Annotated in this window: 21 protein-coding genes; 5 read left to right on the plus strand and 16 right to left on the minus strand. The window is 44.9% G+C overall.

From position 1 onward, the window contains the following. Positions 1-42 precede the first annotated feature (42 nt). The 7 genes from C943_RS09165 to C943_RS09195 form a co-directional block, all read right to left on the minus strand. On the minus strand, positions 43-780 hold the full coding sequence (locus C943_RS09165; RefSeq protein WP_157198494.1) for a hypothetical protein: 738 nt from the start codon (positions 778-780) through the stop codon (positions 43-45). Positions 781-845: 65 nt separating this feature from the next. Next, positions 846-1940 carry a 4-hydroxyphenylpyruvate dioxygenase gene (hppD, locus tag C943_RS09170; protein WP_008626937.1) on the minus strand — a complete coding sequence of 365 codons (1095 nt, stop codon included), beginning with the start codon at positions 1938-1940 and terminating at the stop codon, positions 846-848. Between the two features lie 162 nt (positions 1941-2102). Further along, positions 2103-3113 (minus strand): lysophospholipid acyltransferase family protein, encoded by a 1011-nt coding sequence (locus C943_RS09175; RefSeq protein ID WP_008626939.1) that lies wholly within the window; start codon positions 3111-3113, stop codon positions 2103-2105. 32 nt (positions 3114-3145) lie between these two features. Beyond that, the gene (locus C943_RS09180; protein WP_008626941.1) at positions 3146-4039 is read right to left on the minus strand and encodes a bile acid:sodium symporter family protein; all 894 of its coding nucleotides are present in this window, start codon (positions 4037-4039) and stop codon (positions 3146-3148) included. Between the two features lie 182 nt (positions 4040-4221). Next, a complete protein-coding gene (locus C943_RS09185; RefSeq protein WP_008626942.1) occupies positions 4222-5622 on the minus strand; it encodes an NAD(P)(+) transhydrogenase (Re/Si-specific) subunit beta in 1401 nt (466 codons plus the stop codon). Beyond that, positions 5619-5936, minus strand: coding sequence for an NAD(P) transhydrogenase subunit alpha part 2 (locus tag C943_RS09190; RefSeq protein ID WP_008626943.1), 318 nt, complete (start codon positions 5934-5936; stop codon positions 5619-5621). Before C943_RS09190 ends, C943_RS09185 begins: the two co-directional genes overlap by 4 nt. Positions 5937-5938: 2 nt before the next feature. After that, positions 5939-7063, minus strand: coding sequence for an NAD(P) transhydrogenase subunit alpha (locus C943_RS09195; RefSeq protein WP_008626944.1), 1125 nt, complete (start codon positions 7061-7063; stop codon positions 5939-5941). A 163-nt stretch (positions 7064-7226) separates the two neighbouring features. On the opposite strand from C943_RS09195, the gene C943_RS09200 reads away from it, so the two are divergent. The 3 genes from C943_RS09200 to C943_RS09210 all read left to right on the plus strand — a co-directional run bounded on the left by C943_RS09200 (position 7227) and on the right by C943_RS09210 (position 10387). Next, entirely contained in the window at positions 7227-8012 is a 786-nt protein-coding gene (locus C943_RS09200) for a polysaccharide deacetylase family protein (protein ID WP_040479805.1), read from the plus strand. Between the two features lie 71 nt (positions 8013-8083). Then, on the plus strand, positions 8084-9790 hold the full coding sequence (locus C943_RS09205) for a GMC oxidoreductase (protein WP_008626953.1): 1707 nt from the start codon (positions 8084-8086) through the stop codon (positions 9788-9790). 3 nt (positions 9791-9793) lie between these two features. Then, on the plus strand, positions 9794-10387 hold the full coding sequence (locus tag C943_RS09210; protein WP_008626954.1) for a gluconate 2-dehydrogenase subunit 3 family protein: 594 nt from the start codon (positions 9794-9796) through the stop codon (positions 10385-10387). Between the two features lie 171 nt (positions 10388-10558). Here C943_RS09210 and C943_RS09215 read toward each other — a convergent pair whose 3' ends face one another. From C943_RS09215 to C943_RS09225, 3 genes are all read right to left on the minus strand, one after another. Continuing rightward, positions 10559-11260 carry a DUF6843 domain-containing protein gene (locus C943_RS09215; protein ID WP_008626955.1) on the minus strand — a complete coding sequence of 234 codons (702 nt, stop codon included), beginning with the start codon at positions 11258-11260 and terminating at the stop codon, positions 10559-10561. 279 nt (positions 11261-11539) lie between these two features. Next, complete coding sequence (locus C943_RS09220) at positions 11540-11827, minus strand: hypothetical protein (protein WP_157198495.1); 288 nt, start codon at positions 11825-11827, stop codon at positions 11540-11542. A gap of 391 nt (positions 11828-12218) precedes the next feature. Beyond that, positions 12219-12761 carry an acyl-CoA thioesterase gene (locus C943_RS09225; protein ID WP_040479807.1) on the minus strand — a complete coding sequence of 181 codons (543 nt, stop codon included), beginning with the start codon at positions 12759-12761 and terminating at the stop codon, positions 12219-12221. 289 nt (positions 12762-13050) lie between these two features. Between C943_RS09225 and C943_RS09230 the strand changes: the two genes are divergently transcribed. Continuing rightward, the gene (locus C943_RS09230) at positions 13051-14052 is read left to right on the plus strand and encodes an IS110 family RNA-guided transposase (protein ID WP_008626957.1); all 1002 of its coding nucleotides are present in this window, start codon (positions 13051-13053) and stop codon (positions 14050-14052) included. Between the two features lie 145 nt (positions 14053-14197). Here the strand turns inward: C943_RS09230 and C943_RS09235 are convergent, their stop codons facing one another. The 4 genes from C943_RS09235 to C943_RS09255 all read right to left on the minus strand — a co-directional run bounded on the left by C943_RS09235 (position 14198) and on the right by C943_RS09255 (position 16667). Further along, positions 14198-14611: an ester cyclase gene (locus C943_RS09235; protein ID WP_040479809.1), complete on the minus strand. Its 414-nt coding sequence runs from the start codon at positions 14609-14611 to the stop codon at positions 14198-14200. Positions 14612-14640: 29 nt separating this feature from the next. After that, positions 14641-15087 (minus strand): NAD(+)--rifampin ADP-ribosyltransferase, encoded by a 447-nt coding sequence (arr, locus tag C943_RS09240; RefSeq protein ID WP_008626958.1) that lies wholly within the window; start codon positions 15085-15087, stop codon positions 14641-14643. Positions 15088-15290: 203 nt separating this feature from the next. After that, positions 15291-16145 (minus strand): DinB family protein, encoded by an 855-nt coding sequence (locus C943_RS22350; RefSeq protein WP_008626959.1) that lies wholly within the window; start codon positions 16143-16145, stop codon positions 15291-15293. Positions 16146-16211: 66 nt separating this feature from the next. Continuing rightward, positions 16212-16667, minus strand: a complete 456-nt coding sequence (locus C943_RS09255) for a GNAT family N-acetyltransferase (protein WP_051069557.1) — start codon at positions 16665-16667, stop codon at positions 16212-16214. A 331-nt stretch (positions 16668-16998) separates the two neighbouring features. Here C943_RS09255 and C943_RS22025 point away from each other — a divergent pair, with 331 nt between their 5' ends. Then, complete coding sequence (locus tag C943_RS22025) at positions 16999-17199, plus strand: hypothetical protein (RefSeq protein WP_157198496.1); 201 nt, start codon at positions 16999-17001, stop codon at positions 17197-17199. Positions 17200-17339: 140 nt separating this feature from the next. On the opposite strand, the gene C943_RS09260 is transcribed toward C943_RS22025, so the two are convergent. Together C943_RS09260 and C943_RS09265 are read right to left on the minus strand one after the other, a co-directional pair. Continuing rightward, entirely contained in the window at positions 17340-17876 is a 537-nt protein-coding gene (locus C943_RS09260; protein ID WP_040479904.1) for a GNAT family N-acetyltransferase, read from the minus strand. A gap of 98 nt (positions 17877-17974) precedes the next feature. After that, entirely contained in the window at positions 17975-18571 is a 597-nt protein-coding gene (locus tag C943_RS09265; protein WP_040479811.1) for a hypothetical protein, read from the minus strand. Between the last annotated feature and the right edge of the window lie 246 nt (positions 18572-18817).

Below are 18817 nucleotides of genomic sequence, written 5' to 3' on the forward strand. Positions count from 1 at the left end.
TATTTTCATTTATAAACAGGCGAAAAACCAAGAAAAGGGCAATTAGGTATTTTGGTCTTGTCCAGGATGTTTTTGAATAATCTTCAAGAAGGCGTTCCCGTTGATTCCTTGCAACCGGAAGACTTCAAAGTAAATCCTTGTGAGCAGGTATTCTACAGCCGACCAAGAATCATCTTCATAAGCACCTAAGGGAAGTAGAATGTGCAATGATCCGTTTTCCAAGGGTTCGAAGCCCAATCGTTTAAGATCCTTTTTCCAGTATTCAATTCTGAATTTTTCCTGCGATTTTTCTAGAGGATCAATCCTTACTGATATTTGCAGGTAACTTTCTGATTTTTCGAGACCAATGATGATCTCTTCTTGGTATTGAAGGTACAGTTCAAGTTTTTCTAATTCGCCTTCGATTAATCCAAGGAAGTGTTTTTTCAGAAAACCATTCCCTTCCCGCAGCACCGGAAGGGGTTCTATGTTGAGGACTTCCAATTTTTGGTCTATATGTTGGATTTCCCTGGAGATCAACCCCGCTTCAAACTCATTTGAAATCTTTGAAAGAAATGCCTGGAATCTGTCACGCATCTTGCACAAGCCATCCTTTTTTTCAGAGTTTGGATCCTGTATCGACTTGAGAATCCGCAATTTCTCATCGGCAATGCGCAAGCCTTTTTGAATTCGATGGGCTGTCAAAAACTCGGATTCGGATACCGCTTCGTCGATATGTTGTTGAAGAAAGGCTTTCTCTTCTTCAAAATGCGTGATTAGTAATTTGAGCTTTTCCTCCACTTTGTTTGAATTAAAAAAGTAAGATAAAAAAACAGCCGGGCTATTCAAACCCGGCTGAAGATTCCTTAAAGATTTCCCCTTAGCGCCTGTTCCCTTTCTATCGATTCAAACAGTGCCTTGAAGTTTCCTTTACCGAAGGATTTGGCGCCTTTGCGTTGGATGATTTCATAGAATAGGGTAGGTCTGTCCTGCACTGGTTTGGTAAATATCTGAAGCAGGTACCCCTCCTCATCTCTGTCAACAAGGATATTGAGGTCCTTGAGCGGCTGCAGGTCCTCTTCGATCTTCCCGACCCGTTGCAACAGGTCATCGTAGTAAACGGCGGGCACTTCCAGAAACTCAACTCCCCGTCTTCTCAATTCCGAAACGGTATGCACGATGTCGTCGGTTGCGATCGCCATATGTTGAACGCCGGGTCCGTTGTAGAAGTCGAGGTATTCCTCGATTTGGGATTTCTTCTTTCCCTCCGCCGGTTCATTGATTGGGAACTTGATGTAGCCGTTCCCGTTGGAAACGACTTTGGACATGAGGGCGGAGTATTCCGTGGAAATATCCTTGTCATCAAATGTCACCAACAGGCTGAAACCCATGACTTTTTCATAAAAATCGACCCACTTATTCATCTCGCCCCAGCCTACGTTACCCACACAGTGATCGATGTACTTGAGGCCTATTGGGGTGGATTTGTATCCGCTCTTTCGGGGTTTGTAGCCCGGAAGGAAGACGCCATTGTAGTTTTTTCTTTCCACAAAAGTATGGATGGTCTCACCATAGGTCCTGATGGAAGCGGTGACGACTTCGCCATGTTCGTCACTCATGACTTTTGGTTCGGCGTAGGGTACGGCGCCTCGCGTCACGGTCTCTGTAAAGGATTGGGCAGCGTCATCCACCCACAGCGCGAGTACTTTCACGCCGTCACCGTGCTTTTTGATATGGTCGGCGATGGGGTGGTTTTCCTGCAGCGGACTGGTGAGGACTAGCCTGATTTTATCCTGTTTCAATACGTAGGAAGCACGGTCACGGAGCCCCGTTTCGGGACCCGCGTAGGCTACGAGTTCGTAGCCAAAAGCATATTGGTAGTAAAGGGCGGATTGCTTGGCGTTGCCGACATAGAGTTCGACATAGTCGGTCCCGTTGATGGGGAGAAAGTCCTTTTTCATGGTGTTATACTTGGGTTTATTTGGCGGTGTAAAGGTAGGAATTCTAGCCAAATATTATTCGGTGGACAGCTTTCAATATTTTACAAAGCCAAAGTCATTGTAGCGCTCCTTTTTTGGGCGGCAAGAATTGGCATTTGTAGAAATCGGAATACTGGCCAGGAATTATTCCTGCGGGTTTTTATTGAAAAAAAGACTGATCCAAGCCAAATAAAGCAGCGACACCAGCCATGTCCCAAAGAAATCCGTGTTGGAAGAAACAACCATCAGCAGTAGATACCAAATCGGCCCAAACACAAATCCAATCAAAAACTTAAATGTGGCCACAAATACGTTGTCTTTGATTTTTGGCCCGGCATACAGCCATAAGCCGTAAAGCGGGAAATGGCAGATTTTCATCAGTTTGTTGGCCAGATAGGGCTTGGAAACCCGCTTCGGTTCTTGTTTTTCTTTTGAATTTAAGGCTGTTGAGACCGCTTCCGGGGATGTTAGATCCACATTTTGGGCAATCAATTGCTGAAGATGTTCCTCATAATGATCCCCATCCGGAATATGGGCGATAAGGGGTTGAAGGGCTTCTTTGCCCGCTTTGATCAAGCTGTCAAAGTTGGGATAGTGGTCCTTGGCGGCAAAAGCTTTTCCGACGATGATGCGGACTTTGCTTCCCGACGATTTGTGGTTGCTGTAGTTGATGCCTATCGGGAGGATTTGCAAATCGAGATTCGGGTCAGACTCCAGGGCCTGAAATGCGATCCGAGCGAACCCTTTGCGCAGCGGTCGCAGGTTGCGCTGATGGGAATGTCCGCCCTCCACAAAAATCAGTACGGAGCCCTTTTCCCTCAGAATCTGCACGCTGCGGTCGAAAGTTTCTTTATTTTTTTCCATGTTTTCGACGCCGTCCCGGACTCGGTAGACGGGAATCATGCGGATGAAATCAAGGAGTTTGGCAAAAAGGGGCTTTTTGAAGACCGAGGCCCGGGTCAGAAAGTGGGGCTTGAGCTTGGTCTGCGTGGCAATCAATAGTGGGTCCACCAAGGCGTTCTGATGGTTTGCGAGTATGATGACGGCCTTTTTTTTGGGGAGATTTTGTTTGCCTTCGACGAGAATTCTGTGATAGTAGCCATGTAGGGCTATCTTCACCAAAAGTCTAAGTATCGCGTTGAAACCGTTTTTCATATTGGAATCTTCATTTGGGAAAACACCCAGGATCAAATCCTCCTGAAATAGGCAGTAACGGCAAATCCTGAAATAATATGCCAGATTCCCCACCATGCCGCTATGATGGCCATGCCGCCCAAACCGTCAAAATAGGTAAAAATGAGCACCAAAGCCAATCCGGAGTTTTGGATGCCGGTCTCGATGGTGAGTGTTTTCGTCTCAGCAATTCCCAATCTCCCAATTTTGGCGACAACAAAACCCGAAGCCAACGCAGCGAAGTTATGTGCCAATACCCACAGGAAAATCAGGGAAATGAATTTCAGGAAAAGGTCATAATTGCCCAGAAAGGCGATGACCACAAAGCCCGCGAAGATGAGAATGCTGAGCGGTTTGAGGATTTTTGTGGCTTTTTCGGACCATTTGGGCCATTTGCTATTGACCAACATGCCCAATATCAAGGGAATGCCCAATATCAAGGCAACGGTTTGGAAGACTTCGAAATAGGAAAGGGAAATGCTTTTGAGCATGTTGGCCGTGGGCTCGTAGAAGCTTGCCCAAAGCGCAAAGTTGAAAGGGGTGAAGAAAATCGATCCACCGGTGGAAAAGGCCGTCAGCGACACGGAAAGGGCCGTGTTTCCCCGAGATAGATGGCTGAGAAAATTGGAGACGTTTCCTCCCGGGCAGGCTGCCACCAAAAACATCCCCAAAGCTACAGACGCCGGCGGGTTGATCGTTAACACCAGAATCCAAGTCAAAAAAGGCAACACAATGAATTGCGCTACGATTCCCAACCAAAAGGCTTTTGGCTCTTTGAGAATATATTTGAAGTCAGCAACCTTGAGTTCGAGCGCCACGCCAAACATGATAATTGCCAACGTGATGTTGAGAAGAAGAAGGGAATCTTGGTTGAAATTCAGGACGCTGTTGTCCAAATCTTCGAGCATGTGTGGGTGTGGTTGGTATTGGGATAAATCGAAATGTACTGAAAAGAACAATTCAATTATTCAGGTGGATTTGATTTTTCGCCTTTTCGTCCGCCCGCCTTACTCGTAATTCATGATTCGACATTCATCATTCGAAATTCCCCAGACTTCACTACATCCCTAACCCCTACATCCCTACATCCCTACACCTCCTTCACTTCTGCGGTCAGTTTCTGTAGCGTCGCTTTGGCGTCACCGAAAAGCATCCTGGTTTTGGGGTAGAAGAACAGCTCGTTTTCGATACCCGCGTATCCTGCCGCCATGCCCCGCTTCATCACGATGACATTTTTGGCTTGGTCCACGTCCAGGATCGGCATGCCATAGATAGGAGAGGAGGGGTCATTTTTCGCCGCGGGGTTGACGACGTCATTGGCACCGATGACGATAACCACGTCTGTATTGGCAAATTTGTCATTGATTTCTTCCATTTCCTGAAGCCTTTCATAGGGGACATCAGCCTCTGCGAGCAGCACGTTCATATGGCCCGGCATCCTTCCTGCCACGGGGTGGATGGCATAATTTACCTCCACACCTTTTTCTGAGAGGAGTTTTTCAAGTTCGTGGCACACATGCTGGGCTTGGGCAACAGCCAAACCATACCCTGGAACGATGACGACGCTTTGGGAATAGGAAAGCAATACAGCAGTATCGGAAATTGAAATCTCGCGGACGGTTTGGTCGCCGGGGCCTGTTTTGGCACTACCACCTGCACTTCCGCCAAAGGCTCCCAAAAGCACGTTGGTCAGTGACCTGTTCATGGCGTTGCACATCAGGATCGTAAGGATCGTGCCGGCCGAACCTACGAGGATACCTCCCGTCAGCATGGCTTTGTTGCCATACAAAAAGCCACCGAAAGCTGCCGCCATTCCTGTAAATGAGTTCAGTAAAGAGATCACGACGGGCATATCGGCACCGCCAATAGGCATGACAAACAGGATTCCATACACCAAGGCCAATCCCAACAATACATAGAACAAAACTGGACTTGAACCGCTGACCATTTGAATCAAAATCAACACAACGATCGTCCCGAGCAAAATCATGTTGACGGCTTGATTGAAAGGAAGCACTTTGTCTTTGATTTTGCCCTCCAACTTTCCATATGCAATCAAAGAACCTGAGAATGAAACCGAGCCGATCAAAAGTCCCAAGAGCATCACCAAAAGTTCGCCATCAAATCCGGTCACCGTGGCATGCTGATGGTGCTGGAATTCGATGATCGCGATCAAGGCTGCGCAGGCACCCCCCATTCCGTTGAAGAAGGAGACCATTTGGGGCATTGCGGTCATTTGCACCCTTTTGGCCATGATCGTCCCGATGATCGTCCCGATGACCAAGCCTAGGAAGATAAGACCGTAATTGAGCGCTTTGCCGGAATCAAATTCTTGGTACAAAGTCAGCGTAACGATGATCGCCAAAAGCATCCCCGCCGCAGCTATCAGGTTTCCCTTGCGGGCAGAATCCGGATGGCTCAGCATTTTCAGACCGATGATAAAGGTCAGCGAGGCAATGAGGTAGCTTATTTCTAGTATATGGATGCTCATGATTTCTTCGGTTTTTTCTTAAACATTTCAAGCATCCTGTCAGTCACCACAAATCCCCCGACGACATTAAGGGTTCCCACAATCACTGCCAGAAACCCAACGGTGAGGGCAAGGTAATTGTCCGGTGAGGCCTGCAACATCACGATGATAGCCCCGACGACCACGACGCCATGGACCGCATTGGCCCCTGACATCAGCGGAGTATGTAAAATCGCCGGCACGTTGGAGATGACCTCGATGCCCAAAAGTATCGCGAGGACAAGGAAATAGACCATTTCCATATTGTCCCCAATAAAATTCAATATCGCTTCCATGCTTATGCGGATTTCATTTGTACAATTCTCGGACTCACTGGCTTTCCTTCGTGGCACACACAAGTACCCGTCACAATATCATCCTCAAAGTTGAGTTTGAGTTCACCGTTGTGGATGATGAGTTTGAGGAAATTGAGGTAGTTTTTGCCATACATCTTGCTGGCATCCTGGGGCATTTCGGCTGCGAGATTGCCTACCCCCACGATGCGGACACCGTTTACTTCGACCGTTTGATCAGGTTGGGAAAGGGCACAGTTGCCACCGGATGAGGCCGCCAAGTCGATGATTACAGCACCCGCTTTCATTGCCCGGACGGTTCTTTCTTCCACCAACAAAGGCGCTTTTCTTCCCGGAATCTGTGCCGTGGTAATGATGACATCCGCTTTGGTGGCATGTTCGTGGATGGTGTCTTTTTGTTTTCGCAGGTATTCCGCGCTTTGCTCAACGGCATACCCGCCGGCGGATTTGTCTTCTTTGGCGCCTTCCACATCCACAAATTTGGCACCGAGGGAGAGAACTTCCTCTTTGGCGGCTTGACGAACGTCAAAGGCATAGACCGTTGCGCCCAAGCGCTTGGCCGTTGCGATCGCTTGAAGACCAGCCACGCCTGCGCCCAATATCAATACCCTTGCAGGGGTGATGCTTCCGGCGGCCGTCATAAACATCGGGAAAAACCGTGGCAACAGGTTGGCGGCCATCAGTACAGCCTTGTATCCGGTGACCGTTGCCATGGATGAAAGTACGTCCATCGCTTGGGCGCGGGTAGTCCTTGGCACCAACTCCATGCTGAATGCCGTCCTGCCGGATTGGATCAAATAGTCCGTCAGCTTGGGGTTGAAAAGTGCACTGAGTTGCCCCATGAGGACCGCACCCGGTTTCATTTGGCCGATTTCGGCTTCGGCGAGTGGTTGGATGCCGCAGATCAGATCTGCCTTTTCGAGTATTTCCTTTCGGGTATGGATTTCCCCTCCCGATTCCTGATACCATTGGTCTGAAGCATAGGCACTCGCGCCAGCGCTGGATTCCACCCAAACGGAGGTCTTCCAACTGATGAGCGTCTTGACCGCCTCCGGCAAAAGCGCTACCCGGGCCTCGTCTTGGGGTTCTTTCAATATCCCTATAATCATGCGGATTTGGATTAAGCATTCACCTGTATTGGTGAAATTCTTGTTGAAGGCTTGAAACTATTAAAAAGTCTGAAAAAAGAAACTGATATTGGTCAATCGGGCGAATTTATTTTGCCTAGGCTTTCGCAGAAGAAATAAAAAAGCGAATTGCGGTTCCGAAATCATGAGAATAACGTTCAGCGTCTTGATCCTGCTTCTTGTATCCCCCGTACTGGCACGGGGACAGGTCCAAAATGTATTTGGCGGCATGGTACGCGGCGATCTCGGTGAAAAGAAGATTGCATTGGTATTCACGGGGCATGAGTTTGCGGAAGCTGGAGAAGAGATTTTGAAGACATTGGGCCAACACCGGGCAAAGGCGGCCTTTTTCTTCACAGGGGATTTTTACCGCAATCCCGATTTTGAGAATCTCATTATCCAAATCAAGGGGAAGGGCCATTATCTGAGTGCCCATTCCGACAAACATTTGTTGTATTGTGATTGGGGAAAAAGGGATAGTCTACTTGTAACCAAGGTAGCGTTTTTGGAGGATTTGGAACGGAATTATGATGAAATGAGGCGGTTTGGTGTCGACAAATCCGAGGCGCCTTTTTTTCTCCCTCCCTACGAATGGTACAATGACAGCATCAGCGCCTGGACGCGGGAGGCTGGATTGCATTTGATCAATTTCAGCAGCGGTACCCGTTCCCACGCGGATTACACGGATCCATCAATGCCCAATTATGTGGATTCGCAGAAAATCCTGCATTCTATTTTGGACTATGAAAGCTCCCAGCCTCAGGGCCTGAACGGATTCATCCTGCTCATGCATATCGGTGTCGGCCCGAAGCGTGTAGATAAATTCCACGCTCAAATTCCCGTACTGCTTCAAACCCTAAGGTCAAGGGGCTATGAATTTGTTTCCTTATCGGAGCTGTTCCCGATTGAAGTCCGGGAGCCTTCGAAATGATTGGAATGCAGATCCAGAAAGGTCTTTTCCCGAAAAATCCCTATCTTTTAGCTCTCAAAATAACCTATTGAATGGCCAATTTTAACATCGACGCAAAACAAGACATGACCTATGACGCTATCGTCATCGGGTCGGGTATCAGTGGTGGCTGGGCCGCCAAGGAACTCTGCGAAAAAGGACTGAAAACCCTCGTTCTAGAGCGCGGCAGACTCGTGGAACATGTCAAGGATTATCCCACCATGACTTTGGATCCTTGGGATACTGAACTCAGGGGAGGCTTGACTCCCGAACAAAAAGCCCGGCATCCCCAAGGCGGAAGGGTTGGGTTTATCGGAGAAATGAACGAACACTTCCACGCCAACGATGTGGAAAATCCCTACACCGAAGTCAAACCTTTTCTGTGGGTTCGCGCGCACCAGATGGGCGGGCGCTCGCTACTTTGGGGCAAACAGACCTACCGCTGGTCTGATTTGGATTTCGAAGCAAACGCGAAAGACGGCCACGGGGTGGATTGGCCGATCCGCTACAAGGATTTGGCTCCGTGGTACACTTATGTGGAGAAATTTGCAGGAATCAGCGGTGAAGCATTGGGCTTGCCGCAATTACCAGACAGCCATTTTTTGCCTCCGATGGAATTGAACTGTGTGGAAAAGCACGTCAAGAGTCGGATCGAGAAGGATTTCCCCGGGCGCAACATGATCATCGGCCGTGTGGCCCACCTGACCGAGCCAATCAATGGGCGTGGCAAATGCCAATTCCGCAATCGATGCGATCGGGGTTGTCCTTATGGTGCTTATTTCAGCAGCAATGCCGTGACGCTCCCCGCGGCCAATGCCACGGGCAATTTGACCATTCGGCCTTTTTCCATCGTCCAATCGATCGTGTACGATGAACAAACAGGCAAAGCCTCAGGCGTCCGCATCATCGATGCCGAGACCAACGCAGATATCGTCTATAATGCCAAGATCATTTTCGTGAATGCCTCTACCTTGAGTACCACCCAAATTCTCCTCAATTCCACTTCCAATAGATTCCCGAATGGTCTCGGTAATGATTCCGGGGAACTCGGGCACAACCTGATGGACCATACTTATCGGGTAGGTGCCATGGGCAAAGTGGAAGGTTTTGAGGACCAATATTACAAAGGCAGACGGCCCAACGGCATCTACATCCCGCGCTATGTCAACCTGCAGGGAGGCCCGCAATCCGACAAGTTCGTCAGGGGATTTGGATACCAAGGCGGCGGTGGTCGCAGCAACTGGGGTGCAGGCGCCAACGAACCGGATTTTGGCGCAGATTTCAAAGACCGCATGATGAAGCCCGGGCCTTGGGAGTTTTTCATTACCGGTTTTGCAGAGTGCCTTCCCTACCATGAAAACAAAGTTTACCTAAACAAGGACGTTTTGGACAAATGGGGTCAGCCGACCTTGTCGATAGATGCAGAGTGGGGTGCCAACGAACTCGCCCTCAATGAGCAAATCCGCATCGATGCCAAGGAAATGTTGGATCGTGCAGGATTGAAGGAGGTGATCGACTTTGACAACAAACATGAAATGGGCTACGGTATCCATGAAATGGGTACAGCCCGCATGGGTCGTGACCCCAAGACTTCCGTGCTCAACGGATTCAACCAAGTCCATGCCTGCAAAAACGTCTTTGTCACCGACGGTGCCTGTATGACTTCATCTTCCTGTGTCAACCCATCCCTGACCTATATGGCTTTGACAGCTAGGGCCGCCGACCACGCCGTTTCCGAACTCAAAAAAATGAACCTGTAAGCCATGAATAGAAGAGACGCAATCCGAAAAACAGCCTTGATGGCCGGGACAGCCGCCGGGGTTCCAAGCTTTTTGTCACTCCTGCAGGCCTGTTCCAAGCAGGAGCGCCTGACTTGGGTGCCCGAGTTTTTGTCCGAAGACCAGGCTCGATTTATTTCCGCTTTTGTGGATACCATCTTGCCCAAGACCGATACGCCCGGGGCATTGGACGTGAAGGCAGACGTTTTCATCGATTTGGTGTATGCCCGCACTTATGACCAAAAAGCCCAAGAAAATGTAGTCGCCGAAATCGAGAAGTTCAATGCTACAGCCAAGGATAAATTCGGCAACGTGTTCGCAGACCTGAGTTTGGAAGACAAGACAGCTTTTCTCAAGGAGCAGGAAGCCAATTCCCCAAAATTCAATCCACGGGTTTGGGGTACCGCGGTTGGCAAACAGGAGCCTGTGGGCTTCTACCGAGGCTTGAAGTCCATGACGCTTTGGGCCTATTTCAGCTCCGAGGAAATCGGCAAAAACGTCCTCAGCTACGACCCGATACCGGGCGAATACAAAGGTTGTATTCCGCTGGCTGATGTCGGTAACAGTTGGAGTTTGTAGACAAAACAAAAAAACCGGGCCCATTTAAGCCCGGTTTTTTTGTTCCATTTTGCTCCTCGAATCTCGAAAGCTTGCTTGATAGGTGTTGTGAGACCTGCCCGTCCGAAGGCGGGGGCGCACCTCGTCAGAGAAATCTGGCGAGGCCGTCTACTCGATTATGGCTCGTTTGTTTCATTTACATCTGCTAATTGCTTCATATATAAGACTGTCGACCTTTTTGTTATATTCAACGCTTAGGAAATTCTCAATATTGCTTAAGGTATAAACGAACATTTCCGCCAGTTCATACTCTGTCATTTCATAGGGTAGAGAGTCTGTTTCCATCATTGTACCCCTATACCAAATACCTAGATCAGAACTTCCCGCAATTTTAGTTGAATCGTCTTGAAATAAAATAGAATAGTAATCTACTTCATCAATTTTTGTTCTGATTCCGGCTTTCGACAGATAATAAAAATGGTGGTTTCTATAGCCTGTTTTCTCTATGCTACCTTGGTATAATAAAATTCCGTTTTCAGGGAAATTTAACTGATATCTGCCATTTTTCTTTGTGACTTCTTGTCCACAAGAAATTTGCTGAACAACGATTGCTTTACCCTCAAAATTCTCTGGAAAATTAAAGTCAACTTTTTGAGCAGTTTCTCTATAAAATAAGCCTGTACTAAAAATAAACAAATTAAAAAAAGGAACCCAAAGTATAACTGGTAAAACTGTGCAAATCACCTTGGTTAAAACCTTTACCCTACTAAACCAGACAAACCCAACACCCATAAAAAAGAAAGGAAAAACCTGTGTTATCAAAAACGGAATAATTGATACCAAAAAGGTGAGGACAATTATCGTAAGTCCAACGATGTATTTTATATCTTTCAATTAAGTATTTCCTTTTTACGGTAATTTAAAATGAGCCATCACGTGATTCAGCTTGGAGACGGCGGCCTTTCGTAGCGGTTCTCTTCCAGCCTACTTGAAGATACTAAATTTTCTTACTTCCTCTGAACCGACTGTTGTGCATAAGATGAGGCAGCTTTGCAAATGCTGTAGAATAGTAGGGTGGAATTACAAATCCCACCCAGTCCTAATCCGAACTTCATTGATTAAAAGGTCAATCTACACTAAGGAGGGGTATGGCGAATTGCTCCAGTGCAGTTTCTAGTCTAAATACGCCCATAGCCCAAAAAACACAAGTACAATTACCAGGTGAATCAATGGCACTGTAAAGCCATATTTTCTCTTTTTGATAGAAGGAATCAAAGCCAATAAATAGGAAATCGGATATAATAAACTAGACCACAGAAATCCATTAACCACAAATAACTTCAGGTCAGAGGCTTTACTCGCAAAGCCTGAGGCACTCATCATATTGGCTAACAAGACAAACGGATAAATGATCATTGGTAACCCAAGTAAAATATAGATAAGCTTCTGTGTATCTTTCATAGTGATGTGTTGCTTGTTTAAAATGGTCATCAAAATCAATTCATCCAATAGTTCTCTTATTTCTTTAGCTTAATCTTCTCTCAAAATTACAGTTCCGAAAGCCTCTGATCTACCATTCTGAAATGTATGCACTAAAAGGTAATAAAGCTAGTTGTAGTGCGGGGGTAAGGCCCCAAAGCCATGCAAGTAGCACTTTTCCGAATCGAGGATAGAATGTGCTATTCCGGCGCCCAGCCCCGTCTTACCAAAAAAAGATCCCATTTTCGCCAGCCAATCAAAAATCCCAGAAATCTACTACGTCCTTTAAAAGCCTTCAATTTCTTTGATTCAAGGGGAGGTTGTGCAACGGTTACACCTGTTGTGCGTTCGTACTTCTTAGGTCAAATGATTACTATTTTATTGGTTCAAAGTTGCCCGCTATAATATCGGTATCACTTTGAAATAAGTTAATAACCCAATCTGGTGGTTTTTTATTTATATCTTTTACGCCGGCATTTTCTAGTATTTGTTGCAAAATTTGAGGTTTGTCTTTTTTCCATATTAGAGCTCTTGTAATTCCCACAGCTTTTATTTCTCCCTTCTGTTCAAATGTGTGGATGTGGTAAACCCATTTTTCATCCCAACCCGCAGTATTTACTTTAAGAGTAAATTGCGTCCAACGTTTAAGTGGTTTTCGGTAAATGATTTTTTGCGAGCCAAGTGTCGGGGCTAAACCCTTTAACACAATTTCACTGTAAAGTTTTGAACGAGCAATCATCTCCCAACGAATAAAGTCCATATACGCCGCATATTTGAATGCAGTCATCACACGCAAACCATCACAGTCAAACAGGCGAACTGTAAATTTTCTGCTTAGTTCCGCCTCAATGTCTATTTGTTTCTGAAAATTTTTTGCAATTAAAATCCTGATGATTCGATACCAATAGTAGAACATGTATTGTTATGGTTTAGAACTGTCGAAATAGTATGACGCACAACGTTTTCGGGCTTTGCGTTCGGGCGGTTCCGATAGCTACCTTAGATTTGATCGATTGTATTTAACCAAGAAGGGTGGTATAATTGAAAACCTGCCAGCGATCCATCGATAGCCTTAGTAGAGCACTATCCCGATATTTGGAGCTGACAGGTTTAAAGAACCAAGACCTGTATAAGATATTAGTCTTACATCTGTTAAGGTTATTAGGTAACGGTTCTTTTCAATCAATTTATCTAAATGCTAAAGTATGAAATTCAAGACATTTATCGGAATCGATGTGAGTAAATTGACACTTGACATTTGCCTGGTTACCCTTTATGGGGAAATCGAGAACTTCAAGATCGAGAACAAGGATCTCTCCATTGGGAGATTTTTCAGGAGGTTGGAGAAGAGCCGTGCCTGGGGGGAAGTGCTGGTCTGTGCAGAGCATACCGGCCATTATTCCAATCCTTTGAAGGTGTTCTGCATGGGCAACGGGATCGCTTTGTGGCTGGAGAGCGGAGCCGAGATCAGGCTGAGGTCGGGGGTACAGAGGAGGAAGGACGACAAGATCGATTCAGAACGGATTGCCGACTATGCGATGCAGTATGTCGACAAGGCAAGGCTGCAGACCCTGGACGACAAGGTGATCGAAACCGTAAAACTGCTTGGCAGTGAGCGGGATATGTATATCAGGGACAGGGCTAAGTACAAGTCCCAGATCAATGATTTTGAGGGATACATTGATTCGGATGTCTACAAGGCCAAAGCAAAGAGGCTTAAAAGGCAGGTGGAGTCCCTGACCAAACTCATTGACCTTCTGGACCAGCAGATAGAGGAACAGCTCATGGGCAGCGAGAAGCTCGCAAGGCAAAAGGAGATATTGGTTTCAGTTGGCGGCGTTGGAGACAAAGTGGCCACGGAGACCATCATAGCGACACAGGGCTTTACCAAGTTCGGATCGGGTAGACAGTTTTCATGCCATGTGGGCGTTGCCCCGTTTTCCTTCGAATCGGGAACCAGCCAAAGATCCAGGCGCAAGGTCTCGAACCGGGCCAACAAGGACCTAAAGACACTCTTCCATATGGCGGCACTATCCGCGATCAGGATGAAGGGGGAACTCAGGGACTATTTTGAAAGGAAAGTAGCGGAGGGCAAGAACAAAATGACGGTCCTAAATGCAGTCAGAGCCAAAATAATCAACCGGATATTCGCTCTGATAAGGGAAGACCGAAAATATGAAAAATCCTATATCAAACCCGTTGTTTAATCCATAAGAATATCGGAATCGGAGCATAAAACTGTCAACCAGCACTGAACTTGAATAGAAGCACAAAGCTCCAAGTTTGCACGTCACCCCGCCTGACGCAAAACCCGAGTTGGCGGGTTGTTGTTCTTTTTTCTCGTCATTCACCTCAATTTATCTTGTAGTGTCCAAGTTGAATTAGTCCATTTAAGTTGTCATACTCAACCCAGCTTTCTTTAATTTTTCCATCTGTCACACGAAAGAAGCAATTGAAGTCTGCAGTTAGTTTTTTACCAGTTGGTGGAAAGCTTATGAGTTGTCCTAATTGTGTTCCCGAAAAATTTATTCTGGCAGCAACCAAGTCACCTTCTTCAATTGCAAAAATTATTGTTTCTTGTAAATCGGGGAAAGTTTCTAATTCTTCCTGATGAAATTTAACTAATCCAGTATTTGTTTTTATCTCCTTGGGTTCAGAGGAACTGTGTCTAATGAAATCGTTGTCGACAAGTTTCAAAACCGTATCCCAGTCTTTTTGATTTGTAGCGCTGATAAAGTCCGAAACTATTTCTTTGTTACTTTTCATTTTCAGAGAACATTATTAATCTTTTGCTATTAGTCATTGAGTGAATTAATGCCTTGTTCATTTAGCTTTTCTAGGTGTTCTTTCATTGTCTTTACTTGTTCGGCTGGGTGACCTTGCCAAACGGTTACTTCTCCAACAACTTTGAAAGGTTGAGTTGAGCGGAAAGACTGCGTTGGATTTCCAGGAAATTTTTTGTCGGTCAAGTCGGGGTCGTTTTCGATTTCTCCTGTTGGTTCTACCAAATAAATTCTTTCTCGTCCGTCACCAAATGCAAGTTCCGCTCCCCAAATTGCAGCGTCCAATGTCCCTGTCAAAAAAATGTATTTTGCGTTTTTTTGTTGCCCGTAGTTAGAGTTGAAACCAACTTCAATTAAGTCTCCAACTTTCAGGTCTGCCTTTGTTCCGTGAAAGTATGTCTGAGCGAATGCTGTTGCTCCTTGTCTGTTTGATTTCTGTCTGTTGTTGTTTTGCTCCATTGTCAAATTTATTTTTTACTATTTGTTTCTCTTCGGGTTTCGGTCTTTACAATGCCCGCTAACGATTTGCAGCTACCCGAATCCGGCGATTTCGAAGCACTTTACTGTCAACCAAGCACAAATGTTGATAGAAGCACAAAGCTTGAATAAATAACTAAACCGCCACTTCTGGGTAGCTGCTGTTAGCGGTTCCGTGTTCTATTTCAGCTCTCATCAGTCAGTTTTATGATTTTGTCTTCTTTGAATTCAAAAAGTGACGTCCCTCTTAACTTTATCTCTTGCCCCTTTTTCATTCCGTTCGCAAAATCTGATGCTAAAATTCCTTGATAATCTATATCAATTTCAGTTTTATCCGTTGAGTGTTTAAAGCTTAATATTTTTTGTCTTCTCTGTGAAAAAAACTGTTTTGCTTTTTCGGCTTGGTTTTTAAATTCTTGTATTCCACTTAGTGTCATTGTAACCTTTCCATCTTGTAGATTTTCAAAAATTACATTCTCTGAAAAGTCTCTAATCATCCTAGAAACATCAAAAGTATTGTAGCCGTCAACATAGTTCTGAATGGCTAGTTCCCTTTTTTTCATCACGTTCTTGTTTAGAAACTTTATCACTATTCCAATTTGTCCCAGGTGGTATAGGTCGTGGTGGATTAGTCCTTCAAGAAGATACTTGAACTTAAAACCGTCTGTATATTCTCTTTCAAGATACTCGTCTGTTTCATTTTCAATAAGTTCAATTATGTCTTCCTGGCTTTGATAGAATTCAGATTTTAGTTTTTCCCAACCTTTTTTTTGTAGCACCTCATTTGTAAGCCAGTTTTCCGGACTTTCCATCGTCAACATTGAACTAAGTCCTTTAAGTTTTAATATGCTTTCTTTTCTCCAAACTAAAATGTGTGAAATTAACTCGGCAACACTGTGTAATTCTGGTAATGGTCTCTCAAAAGCAAGTTTCTCCGGAAGATTACCAATCTTTTTTTTGAAATTTTCGTCAAGCCACAATTCTTGCTCTTGTATGTCCCTGAATTGACCGACAATATTTTTGATTAGTTTGTTGTCCATATTTTGATTTGAATTCTTTTTGATTCTGTCCTCTATATGCTGTCCGCTGACGGATTCGGGCTTTGCTTATTTAGGATATTTCAATTTCATTCTCAAAAGAGGATAGTTTCTTCCTTGGTCGTCTTTTTCAGTTCTCTCGAACGTTTCAAATCCAAAATTTTGATAGAATTTAAGAGCTTTTGTGTTCTGCTCATTCACGTCAAGTTTGTCTGCTTTCAATTCTTTTACTGCAAAATTTAACAATTTCTGTCCAAGTCCTTGTCCAAAATATTGGGGGTCTAAAAACAGCATTTCAATCTTTTTGTCTGCAACTCCAATAAAACCCATTACTAAGTTTTCCTTTGTCAGACAAAAAACTTGAAATTCATTAAAATCTATGTCTTTTACTAAATTCTTAATTTTTACAAAGTCGCCTGGGCTCAAAAAGTCGTGTGTGGCAAGAACTGATTTCTCCCAAATTATCAAAACCTGTTTTCGATATGAGTCGGTATATGGACTTATTTCAAAATTGTCTATTTGCATAAAGTTGCTATATTTTTTATAGAGTAGCTGTCGTCTTAGCCTGAGCGCTAAACCTTCCCACCCTTGGCGCAGTGGGAGAATTAGAAAAACTGAACTGTCAACATAGCACTATGCTTGATAGAAGTACAAAACTCCAATTTTGCACTTCACCCTACATTGCACCAAACGTTTGTGTGCCTTGAATGGTGAATATAGGTCAAAAAGTTTGCCGTTCCAACGGGTGAAATGCGCAGCATTCATAAACACCAAAGCATACAAACACTGCGTGAACAAGGCGCGGGGATAACGTCCCGAAGCCAAGAGAGTGTCACTTTTCCGAATCGAGGATAGTATGAGCCAAGACGAAGGAAAAAGGGTAGGGCCGGAACTGCGTCCTATTCTAAGTACCGAGATCACCCTGTCAAGACTGCAACGGAAAGGCTACGAATCCATGCTTTCCGATTACTTACAATCGCGTCCGATAGCGATCGGACCTACAATCCAGTGTAACTGGGGCCGAGCGTGGAGAAAATGTCCCTCAGGAAATTTTTAGCGAGGAGACGGGATGCGGAGTAGGTACGAGACCCGTATGCAGATAGCCCCGATAATTTTCGGGGGCAGTGGTGTGAGGCCTGCCCGTCCGAAGGCGGGGGCGCACCTCGTCAGAGAAATCTGGCGAGGCCGTCTACTCGATTAGCGGTTCGGGCTTCTTTCTTCATATTCCTTGTTTGTTATTTCGAAAATTTCGCCTTCCTGTCCGTCAAAATCAAACGACTCTTTAAATGTCATTCCAATCTTCTCAAGAACTTTGATTGATGCAATGTTTTCTTTCATTGCTCGTCCAACAATTCTGCAGAGTCCTAATTCATTAAAACCGAATTCAAGACATACTTTAGCTGTCTCCGTTGCAAAACCTTTATTCCAATACTGTCTAAAAAACCTAAATCCAATATCGTATTCATCTTTATCATGGCTGTATTTAAGTCCGCACCAGCCAATAAATTTTGAAGTGATTTTTTCCATAACAGCAAGTCGTCCAACTCCATATTTTTCATACTGGTCGTAGTTCGTTATAAAGTCTTTTGCGGTTTGAATGTTTTCAAATGGTTTGTCTCCTGTAAATTTCAATACTTCTTTATCAAGATTAAGAGCATAAAAACGTTCTGCATCGTCCGTTTCCAAATTTCGTAGAATAGTTCTTTGTGTTTCTATGTAAATTCTTTTGTACATAATTTGGTTGCTCGTTGTTTTTGCCTGATCGCTAACGTTTTGTAGCTTGCCGAAGGCGGGGCTTTCGGAGCACCAACCTGTCAAGCTACCACTAATGTTTATTCGGAGCCGAAAAGTTTCTGTAACCACGTCCGCCCCGCTTTTGGCAAGCTGCTGTTAGTTGCATTTGATTTTTCGTCCTTGTTGTCTTTATAAGTTTTCGGAATATCTCCCTTGAATAAACACCAATAGTATTCAGGCCCTTTAACAAAATTCTCTCTCGATGCTTGATGCGGTAAAACGTCTTTAATATCTTTAGTTGTCAGTCCGTTCGGTAATGGAACAAAATCAACAGCGTTTCCTGTGCAAACGTCTACTGTCTGTCCGTTGTCTAGAACTAACTTGTAAAGACAATACCCCATTCCAGATTCTCCAACTTCATAAATTTTGTTTGCCAAGTCTGGTCGTAGTCGATTTGGACTTTCTTTAATTTCGGTCACGTCTTCAATTAAAACATATCTTTTTCCTGCATCTACGTCTGGCATAACACCCCAAGTCTTTAAATAGCTTTGTTGTTCCTGAACGTAAACGTTGTCAAGCGTGTCGCCATTTTTTAAGGTCACTTGGCAAGGTCGATATTCCATCGTCCAGTCTTTTGATGGCATCACCTTGAGAAGCTGCTCTTTTTGTATGTCTGATATTTCGTTTACTGTCATATTACAATTGCAACTAACTTGTATATACCCCTGACGACTTTCAGGCTTAGCACACCGAATTCAGGCTGCTAAGCCTGATTTCCTGCCTGTATTTATCATGGTTTATTAAAACTATAGAATTATTACAAATCGTCAAATGGTTACTTTGTTTTTTTGTTATGTTGGCGTGAGCCACAAGTGTATATCCCGACCTGTCGGGACATAAATCAACTACTGATGTGTGTGCCTAAAATAGGTTGACGGTTT

The organism is Mariniradius saccharolyticus AK6 (genome assembly GCF_000330725.2).
Taxonomy (GTDB): domain Bacteria; phylum Bacteroidota; class Bacteroidia; order Cytophagales; family Cyclobacteriaceae; genus Mariniradius; species Mariniradius saccharolyticus.

Excerpts from the sequence above, each read along its gene's own strand:
- hppD (WP_008626937.1), bottom strand. The coding sequence starts at position 1,940 with ATGAAAAAGGACTTTCTCCCCATCAACGGGACCGACTATGTCGAACTC.
- C943_RS09175 (WP_008626939.1), bottom strand. The coding sequence starts at position 3,113 with ATGAAAAACGGTTTCAACGCGATACTTAGACTTTTGGTGAAGATAGCC.
- C943_RS09180 (WP_008626941.1), bottom strand. The coding sequence starts at position 4,039 with ATGCTCGAAGATTTGGACAACAGCGTCCTGAATTTCAACCAAGATTCC.
- C943_RS09185 (WP_008626942.1), bottom strand. The coding sequence starts at position 5,622 with ATGAGCATCCATATACTAGAAATAAGCTACCTCATTGCCTCGCTGACC.
- C943_RS09190 (WP_008626943.1), bottom strand. The coding sequence starts at position 5,936 with ATGGAAGCGATATTGAATTTTATTGGGGACAATATGGAAATGGTCTAT.
- C943_RS09195 (WP_008626944.1), bottom strand. The coding sequence starts at position 7,063 with ATGATTATAGGGATATTGAAAGAACCCCAAGACGAGGCCCGGGTAGCG.
- C943_RS09200 (WP_040479805.1), top strand. The coding sequence starts at position 7,227 with ATGAGAATAACGTTCAGCGTCTTGATCCTGCTTCTTGTATCCCCCGTA.
- C943_RS09205 (WP_008626953.1), top strand. The coding sequence starts at position 8,084 with ATGGCCAATTTTAACATCGACGCAAAACAAGACATGACCTATGACGCT.
- C943_RS09210 (WP_008626954.1), top strand. The coding sequence starts at position 9,794 with ATGAATAGAAGAGACGCAATCCGAAAAACAGCCTTGATGGCCGGGACA.
- C943_RS09220 (WP_157198495.1), bottom strand. The coding sequence starts at position 11,827 with ATGAAAGATACACAGAAGCTTATCTATATTTTACTTGGGTTACCAATG.
- C943_RS09225 (WP_040479807.1), bottom strand. The coding sequence starts at position 12,761 with ATGTTCTACTATTGGTATCGAATCATCAGGATTTTAATTGCAAAAAAT.
- C943_RS09230 (WP_008626957.1), top strand. The coding sequence starts at position 13,051 with ATGAAATTCAAGACATTTATCGGAATCGATGTGAGTAAATTGACACTT.
- C943_RS09235 (WP_040479809.1), bottom strand. The coding sequence starts at position 14,611 with ATGAAAAGTAACAAAGAAATAGTTTCGGACTTTATCAGCGCTACAAAT.
- arr (WP_008626958.1), bottom strand. The coding sequence starts at position 15,087 with ATGGAGCAAAACAACAACAGACAGAAATCAAACAGACAAGGAGCAACA.
- C943_RS22350 (WP_008626959.1), bottom strand. The coding sequence starts at position 16,145 with ATGGACAACAAACTAATCAAAAATATTGTCGGTCAATTCAGGGACATA.
- C943_RS09255 (WP_051069557.1), bottom strand. The coding sequence starts at position 16,667 with ATGCAAATAGACAATTTTGAAATAAGTCCATATACCGACTCATATCGA.
- C943_RS22025 (WP_157198496.1), top strand. The coding sequence starts at position 16,999 with ATGAGCCAAGACGAAGGAAAAAGGGTAGGGCCGGAACTGCGTCCTATT.
- C943_RS09260 (WP_040479904.1), bottom strand. The coding sequence starts at position 17,876 with ATGTACAAAAGAATTTACATAGAAACACAAAGAACTATTCTACGAAAT.
- C943_RS09265 (WP_040479811.1), bottom strand. The coding sequence starts at position 18,571 with ATGACAGTAAACGAAATATCAGACATACAAAAAGAGCAGCTTCTCAAG.